Raw genomic sequence first — 16,269 nt, 5'->3', positions numbered from 1 at the left:
CGATTGTCATATAACCGGCCCCACAATACGGTCCCATGGGATTCAGCGAAGCGAGCATCGACCCGGCACGGTTCCTCGAAGACGTGGAGATGCGCGTCGGCGAAGTCGTCGACGTGGCGGACTTCCCCGAGGCGCGAAAGGACGTCTATAAACTCGAGGTGGACTTCGGCGAGGAGACCCTGCAGTCGGCGGCGGGCCTCACCGACTACTACGACCACGAGGACCTGCTGGGCGCACAGGTCGTCGCCGTCGTCAACCTCGGCACCGTCTCCATCGCGGGATTCGAGAGCGAGTGTCTGGTCACCGGCGTCGACGGCGGTGACGGCGTGGTTCACCTGACGACCGAACGCGACGTCGAACCCGGGACCCGTGTGTACTGAAGAGAAAAACTCTTCATAGCGTCGCTGTGAAGGTTCGACACCCATTAGTATCGGCAGTGTGTACCATACGTCGAAATGAGCGTCGCACGAACTGTCGGCTGGACTCTCGTCGCCGTCGTCCTGATGGCGCTGGCCGTCCCGTGGTTCCTCTGGGGCAGTGCGGGTGTCGCGTTCGGACTGCCGGTGTGGCTCTGGTGGCACATTGGCTGGATGGTGCTGGCGAGCGTCGTATTCGCCGTCTTCGCCCGAACCGACTGGGGACTCGGCGTCGAGGGGGTACACTGAGATGGCCGACACCGCGCTTCAACTGGGTATCGTCGGCGCGTACATGGTCGTCGCGCTGGCGGTGGGTGTCGTCGCCTACCGCCTGACCGACCGGAGCGCCGAGGACTACTACCTCGCCAGTCGGACGCTGGGCACCGTCGTCCTCCTCTTTACGACGTTTGCCACCCTCCTCTCGGCGTTCACCTTCTTCGGCGGGCCGAACCTCGCGTTCGCCGCCGGCCCCGAGTGGATTCTGGTCATGGGCCTGATGGACGGCATCATCTTCGCCGTCCTCTGGTACGTGCTGGGGTACAAGCAGTGGCTGGTCGGCAAGCGCCACGGCTACGTCACGCTGGGAGAGATGCTCGGGGACCGCTTCGGGTCGACGCCGCTCCGGGTCCTCGTCGCCGGCGTCAGTCTCGTCTGGCTGTTCCCGTACGTGATGCTCCAGCAGAAGGGGGCGGGACAGGCCATCGTCGGCCTGACCGAGGGGGCGGTGCCGTTCTGGGTCGGCGCGGGCGGCATCACGCTGTTCATGATCGTCTACGTCGCCATCTCCGGGATGCGCGGTGTCGCGTGGACCGACACCTTACAGGGCCTGTTCATGCTCTCGCTGGTCTGGGTCGCCGTCGCGTGGATTCTTGCCGCCGTCGGCGGCGCGGGCGAAGCCACCGCGGCGCTCGCCGAGACGAACCCCGAGTTCCTCGCGCTGGGCGGCGGCCTCTACACTCCGCAGTGGATGCTCTCGACGGCCATCAGCATCGCCTTCGGCGTGACGATGTTCCCGCAGATAAACCAGCGGTTCTTCGCCGCCGGGTCGAAGACGGTGCTGAAGCGAACGTTCGCGCTGTGGCCCGTCCTCGTCCTCTTGCTGTTCGTGCCGGCGTTCATGCTCGGCGCGTGGGCCGCCGGCCTCGGCGTGACGGTGCCGGAGGGCAGCAACGTCGTCCCGGCACTGCTGGCCCAGTACACGCCGACGTGGTTCGCGGCGCTGGTCATCGCCGGCGCGATGGCGGCGATGATGTCCTCCAGCGACTCGATGCTCCTCTCGGGGTCCTCGTACCTGACGCGGGACGTCTACCGCCCGCTGAAGCGCGTCTTCGGCGAGGGCGAGGCCGACGCGGACGCACGGGAGGCGCTGGTCGCCCGCGTCGGCGTCGTCGCGTTCGCGACGCTCTCGTTCGTCGCCAGTCTCTACACGCCGGGGACGCTCGTCCAGATAGGCGACACCGCCTTCAGCGGGTTCGCCCAGTTGACGGTGCCCGTCGCGCTGGCGCTGTACTGGCAGGGCACCACCCGCTACGGGATGTACGCCGGCATCGGCGGGACGCAGGTATTCTACGTCCTGCACGTCTTCCCCGTCGTCGAGACGCTCGCTGGAGTGGTCGGCGCCTCCGTCGCGCTCCCGACCGCGTACATGGGCTGGACGCCCGGTATCGTCGGCATCCTACTCGGATTGGTCCTGACGGTCGGCGTCTCGCTGGTCACCTCCACCGCGCCGGAGGAGAAACCGGCGGTCTACCGGGTCGACGGCGTCGACGCCGACTGACGGCCGTCTGCTCCGCCGTCTCTCAGCCCCCGGTTGTGTCGACCGGTCGCACACCCGGACGCCCGTTATTTATCGATGCGGCTAACGACGCTTGCATGACGCTGGAACAGTCGCAAGCGCCGGATTTCACGCTCCAGAGTACCAGCGGTGAAGACGTCTCCCTCTCAGACCACCTCGGCGACGGCCCGACGGTCGTTCTCGTCAACCGGGGCCACTGGTGCAGTTTCTGCGCCGAACAGCTACAGACGTTCAGCGAAGTCTCCTACGACCTCTGGTTCAACGACGACGTCGACATCTTCCCCGTCGTCACCGACCCTATCGGCCCCGTGACGGAGATGCGGGACCGCTACGACCTCGACATCCAACTGCTGGCCGACCCCGACGGCGATGTCGCAGCGCAGTACAGCGGCACCGAGGAGACCAGTCACGGTCTCACCGGTATCGCCGCGACCTACGTCATCGACGAGTCCGGGACGGTCCAGTACGAACAGGTCGCCAACCACCCCGCCGACCGGACCCACGGCAACTGGGTACGGTACTTCATCCGCAACGGCTACGAGGACCCGTTCGGCGAGTGAGGACGGGGCCGCCGTGGCCGAGACGTGAACCTACAAGGGCGTCCGGGCCGACGGTCCAATATGGACGTTTCAGAGAACGTCGGCGACCGCGACAGACTCGCCCGTGCAGCCCTCGCAGTGGTCCTCACCATCGCCGCGATTCGTTCGTTCCGGAACGGCAAGCGCGTGCGGGGCCTGCTGGCCGGTGCCGGTGCGCTCGTCTTCGGGTTCAACGCGAGCACGAAGTACTGCGGCGTCAACGACGCCCTCGACATCGACACGTCCGTCGGTGTCTCCGACGACGAGTCGGACGACGACACCGCCGTGGTATCGACCGACGACGAGACGACCGAGTCCGCGACGGAGAGCGCGACCCCCGGCGCGTCGCTGACCTGTGCCGCCTGCGGCGAACCCATCGTCGTCGGCGAGTCTCGAAGCCCGAACGAAGACGGCGAGACGGTCCACGACGCCTGTAAGTAACTGTTCGGTCGGATACCCGTCGCCGACGCGGCGGGAGTCTACGGGAGTTTATAACCGTCCGTGACGGCAGTTTGGGTATGCAGACCCACATCGTCCCGGTCGGCTTCGACTACGACCGGCTCATCGCGCCGCTGGTGCGCGAGCAACTCGACGTGGACCGCGTCATCCTCTTAGAGGGGGCCGTCGGTTCGGAGGCCAACGTCGAGTACTCGCGCAACCTCGCCAGAAAGCTGGAGAAAGACTACAGCAACCTGCTGGGGGCCGAGACCGAACGGGTCGTCGTCGCCGACGTCTACGACTACGACGAGGCCTTCGAGCAGGCGTTCGAACTCATCAACGCGGAACTCGACGCCGGGGGCGAGGTGTGGGTCAACGTCTCCGCGATGCCCCGGACCGTCTCCTTTGCCTTCGCGACGGCCGCCCACTCCATCATGGTCGAACGCGAGGGCGACCGGGACCGCATCCACACCTACTACACCGTCCCCGAGAAGTATCTGGAGACGGAACTCGCCGAGGAACTGCGCCGACAGGTCGCCCTCCTCGAAGACCTCCAGCAGGGCGGGGACGTCGACGACCGGGTCGACGAGCGACTGGCGACGGCACTGGACCTCTTAGACGAGTTCGACGAACGCGGCACTACCATCGGGGCCAAGGAGATAGACGGCTCACACATCGTCGAACTCCCCGTCGCGTCGTTCTCGAACGTCAAGCCGTTCGAGGAGGTCATCCTCTTCACACTGGGCGAACACGGCGAGTTCGAGTCCGTCTCGGAACTGGCCCAAGAACTGGCCCGCGACCTCGGCGAGGAGTACACCGACTCGTTCCGCTCGAAGGTCATCTACAACGTCGACCGACTCGGCCCCGGCGGCAAGGGGTACATCGAGCAGGAGGAACACGGGAAGTCCTACCGCACCCGCCTCTCCCGTATCGGCGAGTTGTGGGTCCGCGCCCATTCGGCCGAGGACCGCGACCACGAACTGCCCTAGATACCGTCTATTGATTCGGTAACGTCGTTGTGATTCGACAGAACCGGAACGTCCCACCTCGTGGAACAGCCAATCGGGCGGGACTTTCTGGCTGTTCGGACCCCTGCTCGCGTCCCCACACTCAAGAGTTGCATCGACACCAGCAAACCGAAGTCGTTTAGCCCCCGGTTGGCCCACATACACGTAATGGCGCGTCGAGCAGTCTCCGAAGCCGTTCTCGTACCCGCCGTAGTAGGGGCCCCCACGCCCCACTAACACCACCTCTCGACGCCCGCACCGTTTTCGACCGACACGCCGCCGTTCAGACATGAGTGACACACAGGACCCACCGACCGAGGAATCGCCAGCCGACCAGTCCGAGAGCATCGACGGGGAGTACGACCCCGCCGAGATAGAGCCCAAGTGGCAGGACCACTGGGTCGCCGAGGACACCTACGCCTACGACGGCGACGCCGACACCCGCTTCACCATCGACACGCCGCCGCCGACGGTGTCGGGCAACCTCCACATGGGCCACCTCTATCAGTTCACCCTGCAGGACTTCGTCGCCCGCTACCACCGGATGGCCGACGACACCGTCTACTTCCCCTTCGGCTACGACGACAACGGCATCGCCTCCGAGCGCCTGACAGAGCGCGAACTGGACATCCGCCATCAGGACTTCGAGCGCCGCGAGTTCCAGGAGAAGTGCCGCGAGGTCTGTACGCGCTACGAGGACGAGTTCACCGAGGACGTTCAATCCTTGGCTATCTCCGTCGACTGGGACAACACCTACAAGACCATCGCGCCGGAGGTCCAGCGGGTCTCGCAACTGTCCTTCCTCGACCTCTACGAGCAGGGTCGGGAGTACCGCCAGCGCGCGCCGACCATCTGGTGTCCGGACTGTGAGACGGCCATCTCGCAGGTCGAACAGGAGGACGAGGACAAGCACACGAAGTTCAACGACATCGCCTTCGAACTGGTCGAGGACGGCGACGGCCCCGTCGAGGACGAGACCTTTACGATTTCGACGACGCGCCCGGAACTCCTCCCGGCCTGTGTCTCCGTCTTCGTCCACCCGGACGACGACGAGAACCAGCACCTCGTCGGCGGCACCGCGCGGGTCCCGCTGTTCGGACAGGAGGTGCCCATCATCGCCGACGAACGCGTCGACATGGAGACCGGCAGCGGCCTCGTCATGTGCTGTACGTTCGGCGACCAGAACGACATCGAGTGGTATCAGGCCCACGACCTCGACCTCCGACTGGCCATCGACGAATCGGCGACGATGACCGAGGTGGCCGGCGACTACGAGGGGATGAGCACCACGCAGGCCCGCGCGGCCATCATCGAAGACTTAGACGTCGAGGGGTACCTGCTGGAATCGCGCGACCACGAGCACACCGTGCAGGTCCACGAGCGCTGTGGCGTCGAAGTCGAGTATCTGGTCACCGAGCAGTGGTACATCAAACTGCTGGACAAGAAAGACGAGTACCTGCAGGCCGGCCGCGACATGGAGTGGTTCCCCGAGAAGATGTACAGTCGCTACCAGCACTGGATAGAGGGGCTGGAGTGGGACTGGTGTATCTCCCGCCAGCGCGATTCGGGCATCCCGATTCCGGTCTGGTACTGTGACGAGTGCGGTGAGCCGATTCTGGCTGACCCCGAGCAACTGCCCGCGGACCCGCTCTCGGACGACCCGCCGGTCGACGGCTGTCCCGAGTGCGGCCACGACACGTTCACGCCCGAAGAGGACGTCTTCGACACGTGGGCCACCTCCTCGCTCACGCCGCTCGTGAATGCGGGCTGGGACTGGACCGCGGACGACGACGCCGACGCGGACGAACCCAACTCCATCACCGACGGCACCTTCGAGATGGAGATGCCGGAACTGTACCCGTTCGACCTGCGCCCGCAGGGCCACGACATCATCTCGTTCTGGCTGTTCCACACCGTCGTCAAGTGCTACGAGCACACCGACGAGGTGCCCTTCGAGAACGTCATGGTCAACGGGATGGTCCTAGACGAGAACCGCGAGGCGATGTCCAAATCGAAGGGCAACGTCATCCCGCCCAGTGAGGTGCTGGAGAACTTCCCGGTCGATGCCGCCCGCTACTGGGCCGCCGGCACCTCCATCGGCGACGACTTCCCGTACAAGGAGGGGGACCTCGAAGCGGGCGAACGCCTGCTCCAGAAGCTCTGGAACGCCTCCCGACTCGTCGACCAGTTGACTCCTGCCCACGACGCGGTCGGCGACGTCGACGAGGCCGACCTCTCGGCCGTCGACCGCTGGCTACTGGCGGAACTGGACGCGACCATCGACTCCGTCACGGCGAAGTTCGAGGACTACGCGTTCTCGAAGGCCCGCAACGAACTGCGGTCGTTCTTCTGGAACACGTTCTGTGACGACTACCTCGAAATCGCCAAACAGCGCCTCTCCGACGGGAGCGACCCGTCCACGGAGTACACCCTCCTGACCGCTCACCGGACCTTCCTGAAACTGTTCGCGCCCTTCCTCCCCCACATCACGGAGGAACTGTGGGACCGAATCTACGACGAAGAAGAGTCGGTCCACACGACCGACTGGCCCGTCGCCGGCGGCTACGAGGCGGACCTCGAAGCGGGCGAGACGGCGATGGAAGTCGTCTCCGCGCTCCGCCGCTACAAGACGGAGAACGGCCTGCCGCTGAACGCCGACTTAGAGCACGTCGAGGTGTACGGTCACGTCGAAGGGTTCGCCGCGGCCATCGCCGAGGCCATGCACGTCGAGACGCTGGAGACGTTCGAAGACGCCCCGGACATCACCACCGAGGTCAGCGACATCGACCTCGACTACTCCATCGTCGGGCCGGAGTTCGGGAGCGACGTCGGTGCCCTCGATAGCGCTATCGAGTCCGGCGACTACGAGATCGACGGCGACACGCTGGTCGTCGCAGGCGGCGAGTTCGAACTCGACGCGGAGATGTTCGCCGTCGAGGAATCTCGTACGTACTCCGGCGAGGGCGAGATGACCGAGACGGAGAACGCCGTCGTCGTCGTGCGGTAAGCGACGAACTGCGTTCGGCCGCCCTTCTTCGCGCGCATCGCCGCGACCAGTAGCATCAATGCCGACCGGCGAGTACGGTCGCGTATGCAAGACGAGGCAGCGATACGGGACCGCATCGAGGCGCTTCGGGACGAGTACGACAGCCACGACCCCCCGTCCTCGGAACTGGAAGACGAGGCCGAAGTGGCCATCCTGCGCGCCATCGAGGAACTGGAGTGGGTGTTAGAGGAGCGCGACGAGGACGACCCATTCACTATCTGAGCGCCGCTCACTCGGTCGCGGACCGGCGCTTTATCTTCTCGACCCGCGTCGACAGCGCCCAGAACGTCGCGGCGAGAGTCAGGACGACGGCCCACCCCGCCGCGAGGTCGTGCGCGAGGACGGTGTGGTCGAACGTGTAGGCCGCCACCAGCGGTTCGCCGCGGAGCCACGTGTGGTGGGGGCCTCCGAGTACCGGCACGAAGTAGTCGACCACGTCGTTGAACCCGTACCAGAACACGGCGACGGCGACCGCCGGCACCGAAAAGCTGGCGTATCGGTGGATGAGGAACGCCTCGACGGCCATCGCCATGTGCGAGAGGACGAGAAACCAGTAGAGCCACGCCGCGATGCCGCCCGGGCCGTTGATGACCAACTGGACGAACGGCGTCCACAGGCCGAGTTTGATACACCCGAAGAACGCGAGCATGTGCAACCACTCGACGTCCCAGTCGAGTCGCCACGCGGCAAAAGAGAGGCCGATGAACATCGTCGCCACCGGCGAGTCGGGGATGAGCGGGTAGGCGAGCAACGGCGCGGCGCCAAGTTGGCCCTCGACGAGCGGCGGTGTGAGGTTCAGCGGTCGGCCGGCGTAGTACCAGAAGCCAAAGAGCGTCCCGACGAGGTTGACCAGCGCGATAGGCCACGCCAGCCGTAAGCCGACGTTTTCGAGCCACTCGGGAAGCGGCGCGACGTACCGTGGGAGTCCCTCGGTGGTGGGCACTGGCCCGTCGAAGACCCGCGCGACGATCGCCTCGATGCGCCCACCGACACCCTCCTGTGTGGCCATGTCTCCGCTGTGGGATGGCGCGGGCAAAACGCTAGCGGTCGGGCGGGTAGAGTGCACCCGCGGTCAGACACTGATGTCGAACCGCGTGCCGCCCGCCTCGCTCTCGGTCACCGCGACGGTCCAGCCGTGTCGGTCTGCGACAGTCTCGACGATGGCTAGTCCGAGACCGGTCCCCTTGGCGGCGGTAGTGTACCCCGTCTCGAATACCCCCTCACGGTCGCTCTCGGGAATACCCGGCCCGTCGTCGGCGACGAAGAATCCCGTTCCGTCGTCGAGAGGGCCGACGGTCACCGTCACGTCGGACCCGGCGTGGTCAATCGCGTTGTCGATGAGGTTGTCGATGAGGCGGTTCAGTTCGGTGGGGTCCGCCTCGACGGTCGGGAGGTCACCGACCGAGAGCGTCGCCTCATCTGTGCTGTGACTGGCCCACGCTTCCGAGACGGCCTCGGACAGGTCGACGGGTTCCGGCGTCGGGTCGACGTCGCCGTGTCTGGCGAAGCTCCCGAGTTCGTCGGCCAGCGCGGCGATGCGGTCGTGGCTCCGTTCGATAGCGTCCAGTCGCTCGTCGTCAGCGCCCGTCTCCCGTAGCAACGCGACGTTCGAACTCGCGACCTGTAGCGGCGACCGGATGTCGTGAGCGACTTCGGCGAGGAACTGTTCGAGACGCTCGGTGTGCCGTTCCAGCGACTGCTCGTAGTGCTTGCGGTCGCTGATGTCGAACGTGATGCCGATGAGACCGACGATGTCGCCGTTCTCGTCGCGCCACGGCACCTTGGAGGTGAGTGCCCACTCGTTGTACCGCTCTTTGTCGGTGACGACGTCTTGCTCGTAGTTGTCGTCGAGATGGTCGAAACTGTACGTCTCGCCCACCTCGTCGATGGTCTGTTCCTCCTTGTGGATGATCGGTTCGCCCGTCTCGATGACCGACATGTCGTCGGCGTAGGTGTCCTCGGCGTGGGGTCCGGGGTAGAGTTCGCGGTCCGTCTTGCCGATGGCCGCCTCGGGGTCGTCGACGTGTGCGTGACTCATTCGGACGTGGCGACCCGCCGCGTCTTTGATGTACATGTGATGGGGAACCTGCTCGAAGATAGTGTCGAGCAGGCTACTCTCGTACGCGAGACGGTTTTCGGTCCGGGCGTGGTCGACGGCGTTCTCGATGCGGTTTTCCAGCATCTCGAACGTCTCGCTGTCGCCGCTCTTCTGGACGTAATCTGTGACACCGGCCGAGATGGCTTCGCTCGCGACCTCCTCGCTCCCTTTCCCGGTAAACAGGATGAACGGCAGGTCCGGGTGGTCTTCCCGCACCTCTCGCAGGAGTTCGAGGCCGTCGATGGGGCCCATGTCGTAGTCCGAGACGACGCACTCGATGTCGCCCTCGGTGAGTCGGTCAGTGACCACTGTCGGGTCGGTGACGGGGACGATGTCAAGCGCGTCGGACTGGCGAGTGAGCACGGCCTTCGCCACCTCCAGAAAGTCCGCGTTGTCGTCGACGTGGAGGACCCGTATCTGTCCTGTGTAGTTGAGTGGGGGCCACTCCATATCCATCTGTGTACGGATTATCTGCTATGGATAAATACCACTAGCACGCCACGGGCCGTCGTTCGCCGTGTTCACTCCGGCCCGTCCGTTCCTGTCCCCGCCAAGGACACGCGTTAAGTAAATCCAGTCCTAATCCCCGGTCAATGCCTGAAGCTACCGATCTGGAGGACCTCCGCCGCGGTACTGATCTCGTCAAGCGCGGGTTCGCGAAGATGCAGAAGGGCGGCGTCATCATGGACGTCGTCACGCCCGAGCAGGCCCGCATCGCCGAGGACGTCGGTGCCGTCGCGGTGATGAACCTCGAAGCGGTGCCGGCCGACATCCGCAAGCGTGGCGGCGTCGCCCGGATGGCCGACCCCGCCTCGCTACAGGCGGTCATCGACGAAGTCTCCATCCCCGTGATGGGGAAGTCGCGCATCGGACACACGAAAGAGGCCGAAATACTCGAAGCCGCGGGCGCGGACATGCTGGACGAGAGCGAGGTGCTGACACCGGCCGACGACCGGTACCACATCGACAAGCGCGAGTTCACCGCGCCGTTCGTCTGTGGCGCTCGCAACCTGCAGGAAGCGCTCCGACGCATCGACGAGGGCGCAGCGATGATTCGTACGAAGGGCGAGGCCGGCACCGGCGACGTGAACCAGGCCGTCCACCACCAGCGCAACATCAAGGGCGCCATCCGCAAACTGGAGGGGATGAACTACGAGGAACGGGAGAAGTGGGCTCGGGAACACGAAGCGCCCGCGGACCTCGTCCACGAGACGGCCGATATGGGTCGCCTGCCGGTCGTCAACTTCGCCGCCGGCGGCATCGCGACGCCCGCCGACGCCGCGCTGATGATGCACCACGGCTGTGACGGCATCTTCGTCGGCTCGGGCATCTTCGGTGCCGAGGACCCCGAAGCGATGGGCACCGCCATCGTCGAGGCCGTCAACAACTGGGACGACCCCGAGAAACTCACCGAAATCAGCAAGAACGTCGGCAAGGGCATGAAAGGCGACGCCAACGCCGACCTGCCCGAAGAGGAGCAACTGCAGGGCCGCGGCGTCTAAACGGGCACCGCTTCGCTGTCCGTTCCGTGGTCACGCTGCCGGTTCGTCTTTCCGTCTACGGGTCGGAAACGAAGACACAAGTCACTACGGTGGTGATATGGGGGGTGTGCAGGGGACGGACACGACGACTGAGGCTGCGGATCGGTCCACACAGTCGCTACTCGACTTCGTGCAGGCGCTCCAAGAGTCACTCGAAGCGCTCGCGGCGTCGGAGGGCCAACTCGTCGCGACGGCCATCCTGTTCGGCATCCTCGTGTTCAGCGTCGTCGTCGTCCCAGCGCTGCTCGCTCGCCTGCGTACGCTCGCCGTCAGCCAGCTAGGGTCCGGTTGGCTGACTCGGCTCGCAGCCTATACGCCGACGTCGTTCCACGGGGTCCTCCTGCGGACGGCACAACTGACGGTGCTGTTGCTCGTCGTCCTCTCCTTTCTCGTCGTCTGGAACCTCGTCGACGTCGCCGGGACGTTGCGCCCGTACGTCGAGAGCGACGACCCGACGCTGTTACGGACCCTCCAGACGGCGCTGCTCGTCACGGTAGCGTTCGTCCTCTCGGATCAGTTACAGCGGACTATCGACCGCCTGAGTCTGGCGCTCGATGACTTCACAGAGCATCAGGAAGAGATTCTGCTCCGTCTCGGGCAGGTGACGATCTTCGTCACCGCCGGGGCGACCATCCTCGCCATCTGGGGTATCAACATCGGCGGCCTCCTCGTCGGGGCCGGTTTCCTCGGTATCGTCGTCGGTTTCGCGGCCCGACAGACGCTAGGGTCGCTCATCGCCGGGTTCGTTCTCATGTTCTCTCGACCGTTCACCATCGGCGACTGGGTCGTCGTCGGCGACGAGGAGGGCATCGTCACAGACATCACCATCTTCAACACGCGACTGGAGAACTTCGACGGCGAGTTCGTGGTCATGCCGAACGACTTGGTGAGCGAGAAGGCGATAACCAACCGGAGCCAGAAGGGGCTGTTACGGCTGACCCTCGACGTCGGTATCGACTACGACGCCGACGTGGACACGGCGATGGAGACCGCAGAGGATGCGATGGCCCGCGTCGACGACATCATAGACTCGCCACCGCCACAGGTCGTCCCCAAGTCGTTTGGCGATTCGGCCATCGTCCTCGAACTCCGGTTCTGGATCGACCACCCGACGCCGCCTCGCAAGTGGCGCGCCATCTCGGCCGTGGTTCGGGAAATCAAGACGGCCTTCGAGCGGGAAGACATCTCTATCCCGTTCCCACAGCGGACGCTCGAGACCAGAGGCGACGGCGCGGTCGACGACCCGGTCCGGTCGGTCAGCGCCGACGCCGAGGACTAGTCGAACAACCCGTCTAGCAGGAGGCCGGCCCCGAGCAGCCAGCACCCCGCGAGCAGGCCGAGCGCGCCGACGTGGAACAGCCACGCCCGCCCGTATCCACCGACGAGCGGCGTGCCCGCCGCGGCGAGGACGGCGTCGACACCCGCTGTGAGCGTGGGTGCGTCCACGAGCATTCCGGCGACAGTCCCCACGACCAGCGGTAGCGTCGCCGCGGCGAGAGCGAGTCCGGCCCGCGTCGCCCGTCGGCCCACGACTGCCGGGTCGGTGTAGCCGGGCGCGTCGAGCGTCGAGCGCCGCTGTGACATGAAATGTCATAGCATACGAAAGCGTATAAATCCCCCAGAACTACGGGTGGGACCTGTCGAACCGCTTGAGGACCGCCACCCGTTCGATTCCGGATGGTTTGGTGGCTACGCGGCGGTAGGCGTCGCCTGTCGAAGCTATTATCCCCGGGCGCACGAACGGAGTTGTATGAGCACTCCGCCGGGGGAGTATTACACCGAGGAACGCTGGCAGAACTGGCTCGACCGCATCGAAGAGGAGGGTGTCGACCCCGAGGACGAGGATTCGGCGCGCCTCCTGTTGAACCTGCAGGACGATGCCGCTATCGCCATCGCGAAGATACTCACCGACTACGAGGACGGCACGCTAGACGAAGAGACGACGGTGGACGAACTCGCCGGGGTCAGAGAGATCGTCCTCGACGACATCGAGATGGACGACGAAGAGACGCTGATGCTGATAGACGGCGTGCAAACGTCGCTGGTCTGTGTCTTCTACGCCGCCGAGGAGTACGTCGCAGAAGGTCCCGCCGAAGAGGCGACGGTCGCCGACTACGTCGGTGCCGCAGCGGACGCCGAGGCCGAAGAAGACCTCGACGCGGCGCTTGGTTACTGCGTGCAGGCCGGGACGCGCATCATCGACGGCGACGAACTCGCGATGGACGTCGCCGAGGACCTGGAGTACGGCCTCGTCTCCGAGTGGGTCAACGGCCTCGACAGCCTCCAGACGGCGATGAGCGACCCCGAAGTCGTCGAAGAGGAAGACGAAAGCTGAGTCACCGGACAGGTTTTTACCTACCACTCCGCAACTACCCTGCATGGATTTGGTCGGGGACCGGAGAGCACAGTCGGTCCAGGTGGGGGCCGTACTGTTGTTCGCCGTCCTCGTCGTCGCTTTCTCGTCCTATCAGGCGTTCGTGGTTCCCCAGCAAAACGAGGAGATAGAGTTCAACCACAACCAGCGGGTCCACACCCAGATGCAGGACCTGCGAAACGCCATCGTCTCGCAGGTCGGCGGCGGGTCGTCGGCGGCGGTGTCGGTGACACTCGGGACGAACTACCCGAGTCGGGCCGTCGCGGTCAACCCGGGGCCGCCGTCCGGGTCGTTGCGGACGAACGGCACCGTCGACGCCTCGAAAGCGTTCACCGTGAGCAACGCCGTCGCGAGCGGTGAGACCGGTGACCTCTGGGACGGGTCGCCCCGGCGGTACAACACCGGTACGCTGGTCTACGAACCGAACTACAACCTCTACGGCTCGGCTCCCACCACCTACTACGAGCACTCCGTCGCGTACAACCAGTTCAGGAGCGACGCGCTGCCGCTGTCGGGACAGACGTTCGTCGAGGGGCGCCGCATCTCGCTGGTCGCGCTGAACGGGTCGCTCGGCAGGTCTTCGAGCGGTACGACGACGGTGGACGTCGAACCGGTGAGCCAGTCGACCCGCACCGTCACCGTCACAGACGACGGGACGAACCCGGTATCCGTCTCGCTGCTGACGCGGCTATCCCCCACGCAGGTCCAAGATCTCCTCGACGAGGAGTACGACCCCGGTGGCACCGACCCCGACGCCTACGTCACCAGCGTGAGCAAGACCGGCGAGAACGGCCCGTTCAACAACGTCACGATTGCGTTCGAGTCGGGTGTTGACTACCGACTCCAGATGGCGAAAGTCGGTGTCGGGTCGCGCGTCACCGACGAGGAGGACGCCTACGTCACGGTCGTCGACTCGGGTGACGCGACGGTCACACAGAGCGGCGAGACCGAAATCGTCCTTGAAGTGCGCGACGCGTACAACAACCCCGTCGAGGGGGTGACCGTCGAGGCCAGCGACAACAGTTCCAGCCCGGGGTCGTTCGCGGCGATGGACAACACCCGAAGGACGGACCAAGATGGACGAGTCACCTTCACGTACAACACTGACGGGTCCACCGCGACGACGCCCCATCAACTCAACTTCACGACGACGGAGGCTATCACCGGCGACGTAGCGGTGACACCGAACCTCGTTTCGTTCGACGCCGGGGACCCGAAGAACGTCACGCGAACGGTGACCGTCGAGTCCGAGAGTACCGGTCTCCCGGCGGGGAGCGTCACCCTCGCCTCGGCGCTGGCGAAAGACGACGACGACGCGGACGGCGACGGCGACGCCAACACCGTTCCCGGCGGCGTGGACCTCTCCTTCCAGAACACCTACAACAAAGAGATAACCGTCACCGACATCGACATCCGACCGGCTGATACGACCATCGACGCCCTCGCCGACGAGTCGGCGGGCACCGGACCGACGGACAACGAGTACTACGTGGAGGGCGACGTGCAGGACGCTTACGTCGACTTCAGCCAGTTTTCCTCCGGATTCTCCGGCCGGGACGGCGTTCCGATCCCGCGCGAGACCGACCTCGACATCGACGGGCGCATCAACGGCGACAACGCCCGCGTCTCCGCCGGGACGACGTTCACGGCGTACCTCTATGAGTTCTACCGCTACGACGAGGGGTCGGGGACCGCCTCGAACGTCGACATGCGGGGCGAACAACTCTTGGTGTCGCTGACGTACACCGTCGACAGTGTGGTCTACGAACGGACGTACACCGTCTCGCCCGCCGACACCAGCGGTTCGTTCAGTAGCACGCGGGCCACTGGACTGGTACCCAACGCGAAGCAAGAACAAACGCTGACGTTTACGCCCTCGACGACGCTTCCGTCGGGGACGACGGTCACCATCAACCTCGACGACCCGCAGACGGTGAGTCCGTTGCAGGTCGACTACGGGTCGGCTTCCATCGCCTCGGCCGGCGGCGGGTCCGCCACTTGGGTCTCTCAGTCCGACGACGACCAGACCCGCATCGAGTACACGCCGTCGAGCGACGTCGCGGCGGGAACGCAAGTCACCATCAGACTGACCGACGTCATCGCTGGCGACCAGAGCGACCAGTCGAACCCGTACTCGGTGCCGTTCACCCGGGCCGACACGGGTAACACCGTGACCGACGACTTCTCGGTCACTCGCGGGGCCGGTACCTCGGCCCTCGACAGCGTGAGCGTCGACAACCTAGACCCCAACACCGGGAGCCAGACCCAGCAGATATCGTTCTCACCGGCGTCCGGGACCACGCTCCCGAACGGCGAGACGGTGTACGTCGACCTCTCGAACGCGCAGGGCGCCGACGACGTGAACTACGGCAGTGCGAGCGTCACCGTCGCTGGCGGCGGTGGGTCCGCTCAGTTCCTCGAACAGGGCAGTGACGTCGTCCTGCAGTACACCTCGGACGGGGCGACAGACGGCGACACCATCACCCTCGAACTGACTGGCGTCAGTACGGGGTCGGGCGCGAACTCGCCGTACACCGTCGGTTTCAGTCGGAGCGACGCCGACACCGCGGGAACGACGTTCGAGGTGACGGCGGCGAATCAGCCACCTTCGGTCTCTATCGACCAGATTACGACGTCGATCGGAGGAAGCGGTCGGAGCGGGGACGTGACCGTCGAGTTTACCGGTACCGACCCGGACAACGACCTGACGGGGTACACGGTCGAACTGTACGACTCCTCAGCGAAGAACAACCGCCTCGACATCGCCACGGACGGCGGATACACCGGCGGTACGGCGACCGAAACGGTGAGCGATACCGACAGCTCTAACCAACCCGGCGGTGGGTCACCACCCTATTACGTCGTCGTCACCGTCACTGACAGCAACGGCCAATCTGACACGGCGGAGCAGTCGACCTAAGCTGTGGTTCGACATACGTCGAATTTACAGACGACAATAACTTAACCACCCCCACC

15 protein-coding genes are annotated in these 16,269 nt (G+C 65.2%); 12 read left to right on the top strand and 3 right to left on the bottom strand.

The genetic code is table 11. The features are described from left to right. Nucleotides 1-35 precede the first annotated feature (35 nt). From G9465_RS16095 to G9465_RS16060, 8 genes are all read left to right on the top strand, one after another. The gene (locus G9465_RS16095) at nucleotides 36-380 is read left to right on the top strand and encodes a tRNA-binding protein (RefSeq protein WP_166971789.1); all 345 of its coding nucleotides are present in this window, start codon (nucleotides 36-38) and stop codon (nucleotides 378-380) included. 75 nt (nucleotides 381-455) lie between these two features. After that, the gene (locus G9465_RS16090; RefSeq protein ID WP_166971787.1) at nucleotides 456-665 is read left to right on the top strand and encodes a DUF3311 domain-containing protein; all 210 of its coding nucleotides are present in this window, start codon (nucleotides 456-458) and stop codon (nucleotides 663-665) included. Between the two features lies 1 nt (nucleotide 666). Then, nucleotides 667-2,193, top strand: coding sequence for a sodium:solute symporter (locus G9465_RS16085; RefSeq protein ID WP_166971785.1), 1,527 nt, complete (start codon nucleotides 667-669; stop codon nucleotides 2,191-2,193). A gap of 95 nt (nucleotides 2,194-2,288) precedes the next feature. Then, nucleotides 2,289-2,771 carry a peroxiredoxin gene (locus tag G9465_RS16080; RefSeq protein ID WP_166971783.1) on the top strand — a complete coding sequence of 161 codons (483 nt, stop codon included), beginning with the start codon at nucleotides 2,289-2,291 and terminating at the stop codon, nucleotides 2,769-2,771. Between the two features lie 60 nt (nucleotides 2,772-2,831). After that, nucleotides 2,832-3,230 carry a DUF2892 domain-containing protein gene (locus G9465_RS16075; protein ID WP_166971781.1) on the top strand — a complete coding sequence of 133 codons (399 nt, stop codon included), beginning with the start codon at nucleotides 2,832-2,834 and terminating at the stop codon, nucleotides 3,228-3,230. Nucleotides 3,231-3,307: 77 nt separating this feature from the next. Then, complete coding sequence (locus G9465_RS16070; protein WP_166971779.1) at nucleotides 3,308-4,216, top strand: DUF6293 family protein; 909 nt, start codon at nucleotides 3,308-3,310, stop codon at nucleotides 4,214-4,216. A gap of 307 nt (nucleotides 4,217-4,523) precedes the next feature. Then, nucleotides 4,524-7,241: a valine--tRNA ligase gene (locus tag G9465_RS16065; protein ID WP_166971777.1), complete on the top strand. Its 2,718-nt coding sequence runs from the start codon at nucleotides 4,524-4,526 to the stop codon at nucleotides 7,239-7,241. Nucleotides 7,242-7,325: 84 nt separating this feature from the next. Further along, nucleotides 7,326-7,502 (top strand): hypothetical protein, encoded by a 177-nt coding sequence (locus G9465_RS16060; protein WP_166971775.1) that lies wholly within the window; start codon nucleotides 7,326-7,328, stop codon nucleotides 7,500-7,502. A 7-nt stretch (nucleotides 7,503-7,509) separates the two neighbouring features. On the opposite strand, the gene G9465_RS16055 is transcribed toward G9465_RS16060, so the two are convergent. Further along, complete coding sequence (locus G9465_RS16055; RefSeq protein ID WP_166971773.1) at nucleotides 7,510-8,289, bottom strand: DUF1405 domain-containing protein; 780 nt, start codon at nucleotides 8,287-8,289, stop codon at nucleotides 7,510-7,512. A gap of 63 nt (nucleotides 8,290-8,352) precedes the next feature. Further along, the gene (locus G9465_RS16050) at nucleotides 8,353-9,828 is read right to left on the bottom strand and encodes a hybrid sensor histidine kinase/response regulator (RefSeq protein ID WP_166971771.1); all 1,476 of its coding nucleotides are present in this window, start codon (nucleotides 9,826-9,828) and stop codon (nucleotides 8,353-8,355) included. A gap of 143 nt (nucleotides 9,829-9,971) precedes the next feature. On the opposite strand from G9465_RS16050, the gene pdxS reads away from it, so the two are divergent. Further along, the gene (pdxS, locus tag G9465_RS16045; RefSeq protein ID WP_166971769.1) at nucleotides 9,972-10,880 is read left to right on the top strand and encodes a pyridoxal 5'-phosphate synthase lyase subunit PdxS; all 909 of its coding nucleotides are present in this window, start codon (nucleotides 9,972-9,974) and stop codon (nucleotides 10,878-10,880) included. Nucleotides 10,881-10,986: 106 nt separating this feature from the next. Continuing rightward, a complete protein-coding gene (locus tag G9465_RS16040) occupies nucleotides 10,987-12,198 on the top strand; it encodes a mechanosensitive ion channel family protein (protein ID WP_227015585.1) in 1,212 nt (403 codons plus the stop codon). On the opposite strand, the gene G9465_RS16035 is transcribed toward G9465_RS16040, so the two are convergent. Then, nucleotides 12,195-12,503: a hypothetical protein gene (locus G9465_RS16035; RefSeq protein ID WP_166971765.1), complete on the bottom strand. Its 309-nt coding sequence runs from the start codon at nucleotides 12,501-12,503 to the stop codon at nucleotides 12,195-12,197. The genes G9465_RS16040 and G9465_RS16035 overlap by 4 nt on opposite strands. A 166-nt stretch (nucleotides 12,504-12,669) precedes the next feature. On the opposite strand from G9465_RS16035, the gene G9465_RS16030 reads away from it, so the two are divergent. Next, on the top strand, nucleotides 12,670-13,254 hold the full coding sequence (locus tag G9465_RS16030; RefSeq protein ID WP_166971763.1) for a DUF2150 family protein: 585 nt from the start codon (nucleotides 12,670-12,672) through the stop codon (nucleotides 13,252-13,254). Between the two features lie 43 nt (nucleotides 13,255-13,297). Then, nucleotides 13,298-16,213 (top strand): hypothetical protein, encoded by a 2,916-nt coding sequence (locus G9465_RS16025; RefSeq protein WP_166971761.1) that lies wholly within the window; start codon nucleotides 13,298-13,300, stop codon nucleotides 16,211-16,213. Nucleotides 16,214-16,269: the final 56 nt, after the last annotated feature.

It is taken from the genome of Haloarcula sp. JP-L23 (assembly GCF_011602445.1).
GTDB classification, from domain to species: Archaea; Halobacteriota; Halobacteria; order Halobacteriales; family Haloarculaceae; genus Haloarcula; species Haloarcula pellucida.
The sequence above is the reverse complement of the archived record's forward strand: the minus strand, read 5'-3'. Positions and strand labels throughout refer to the sequence as shown.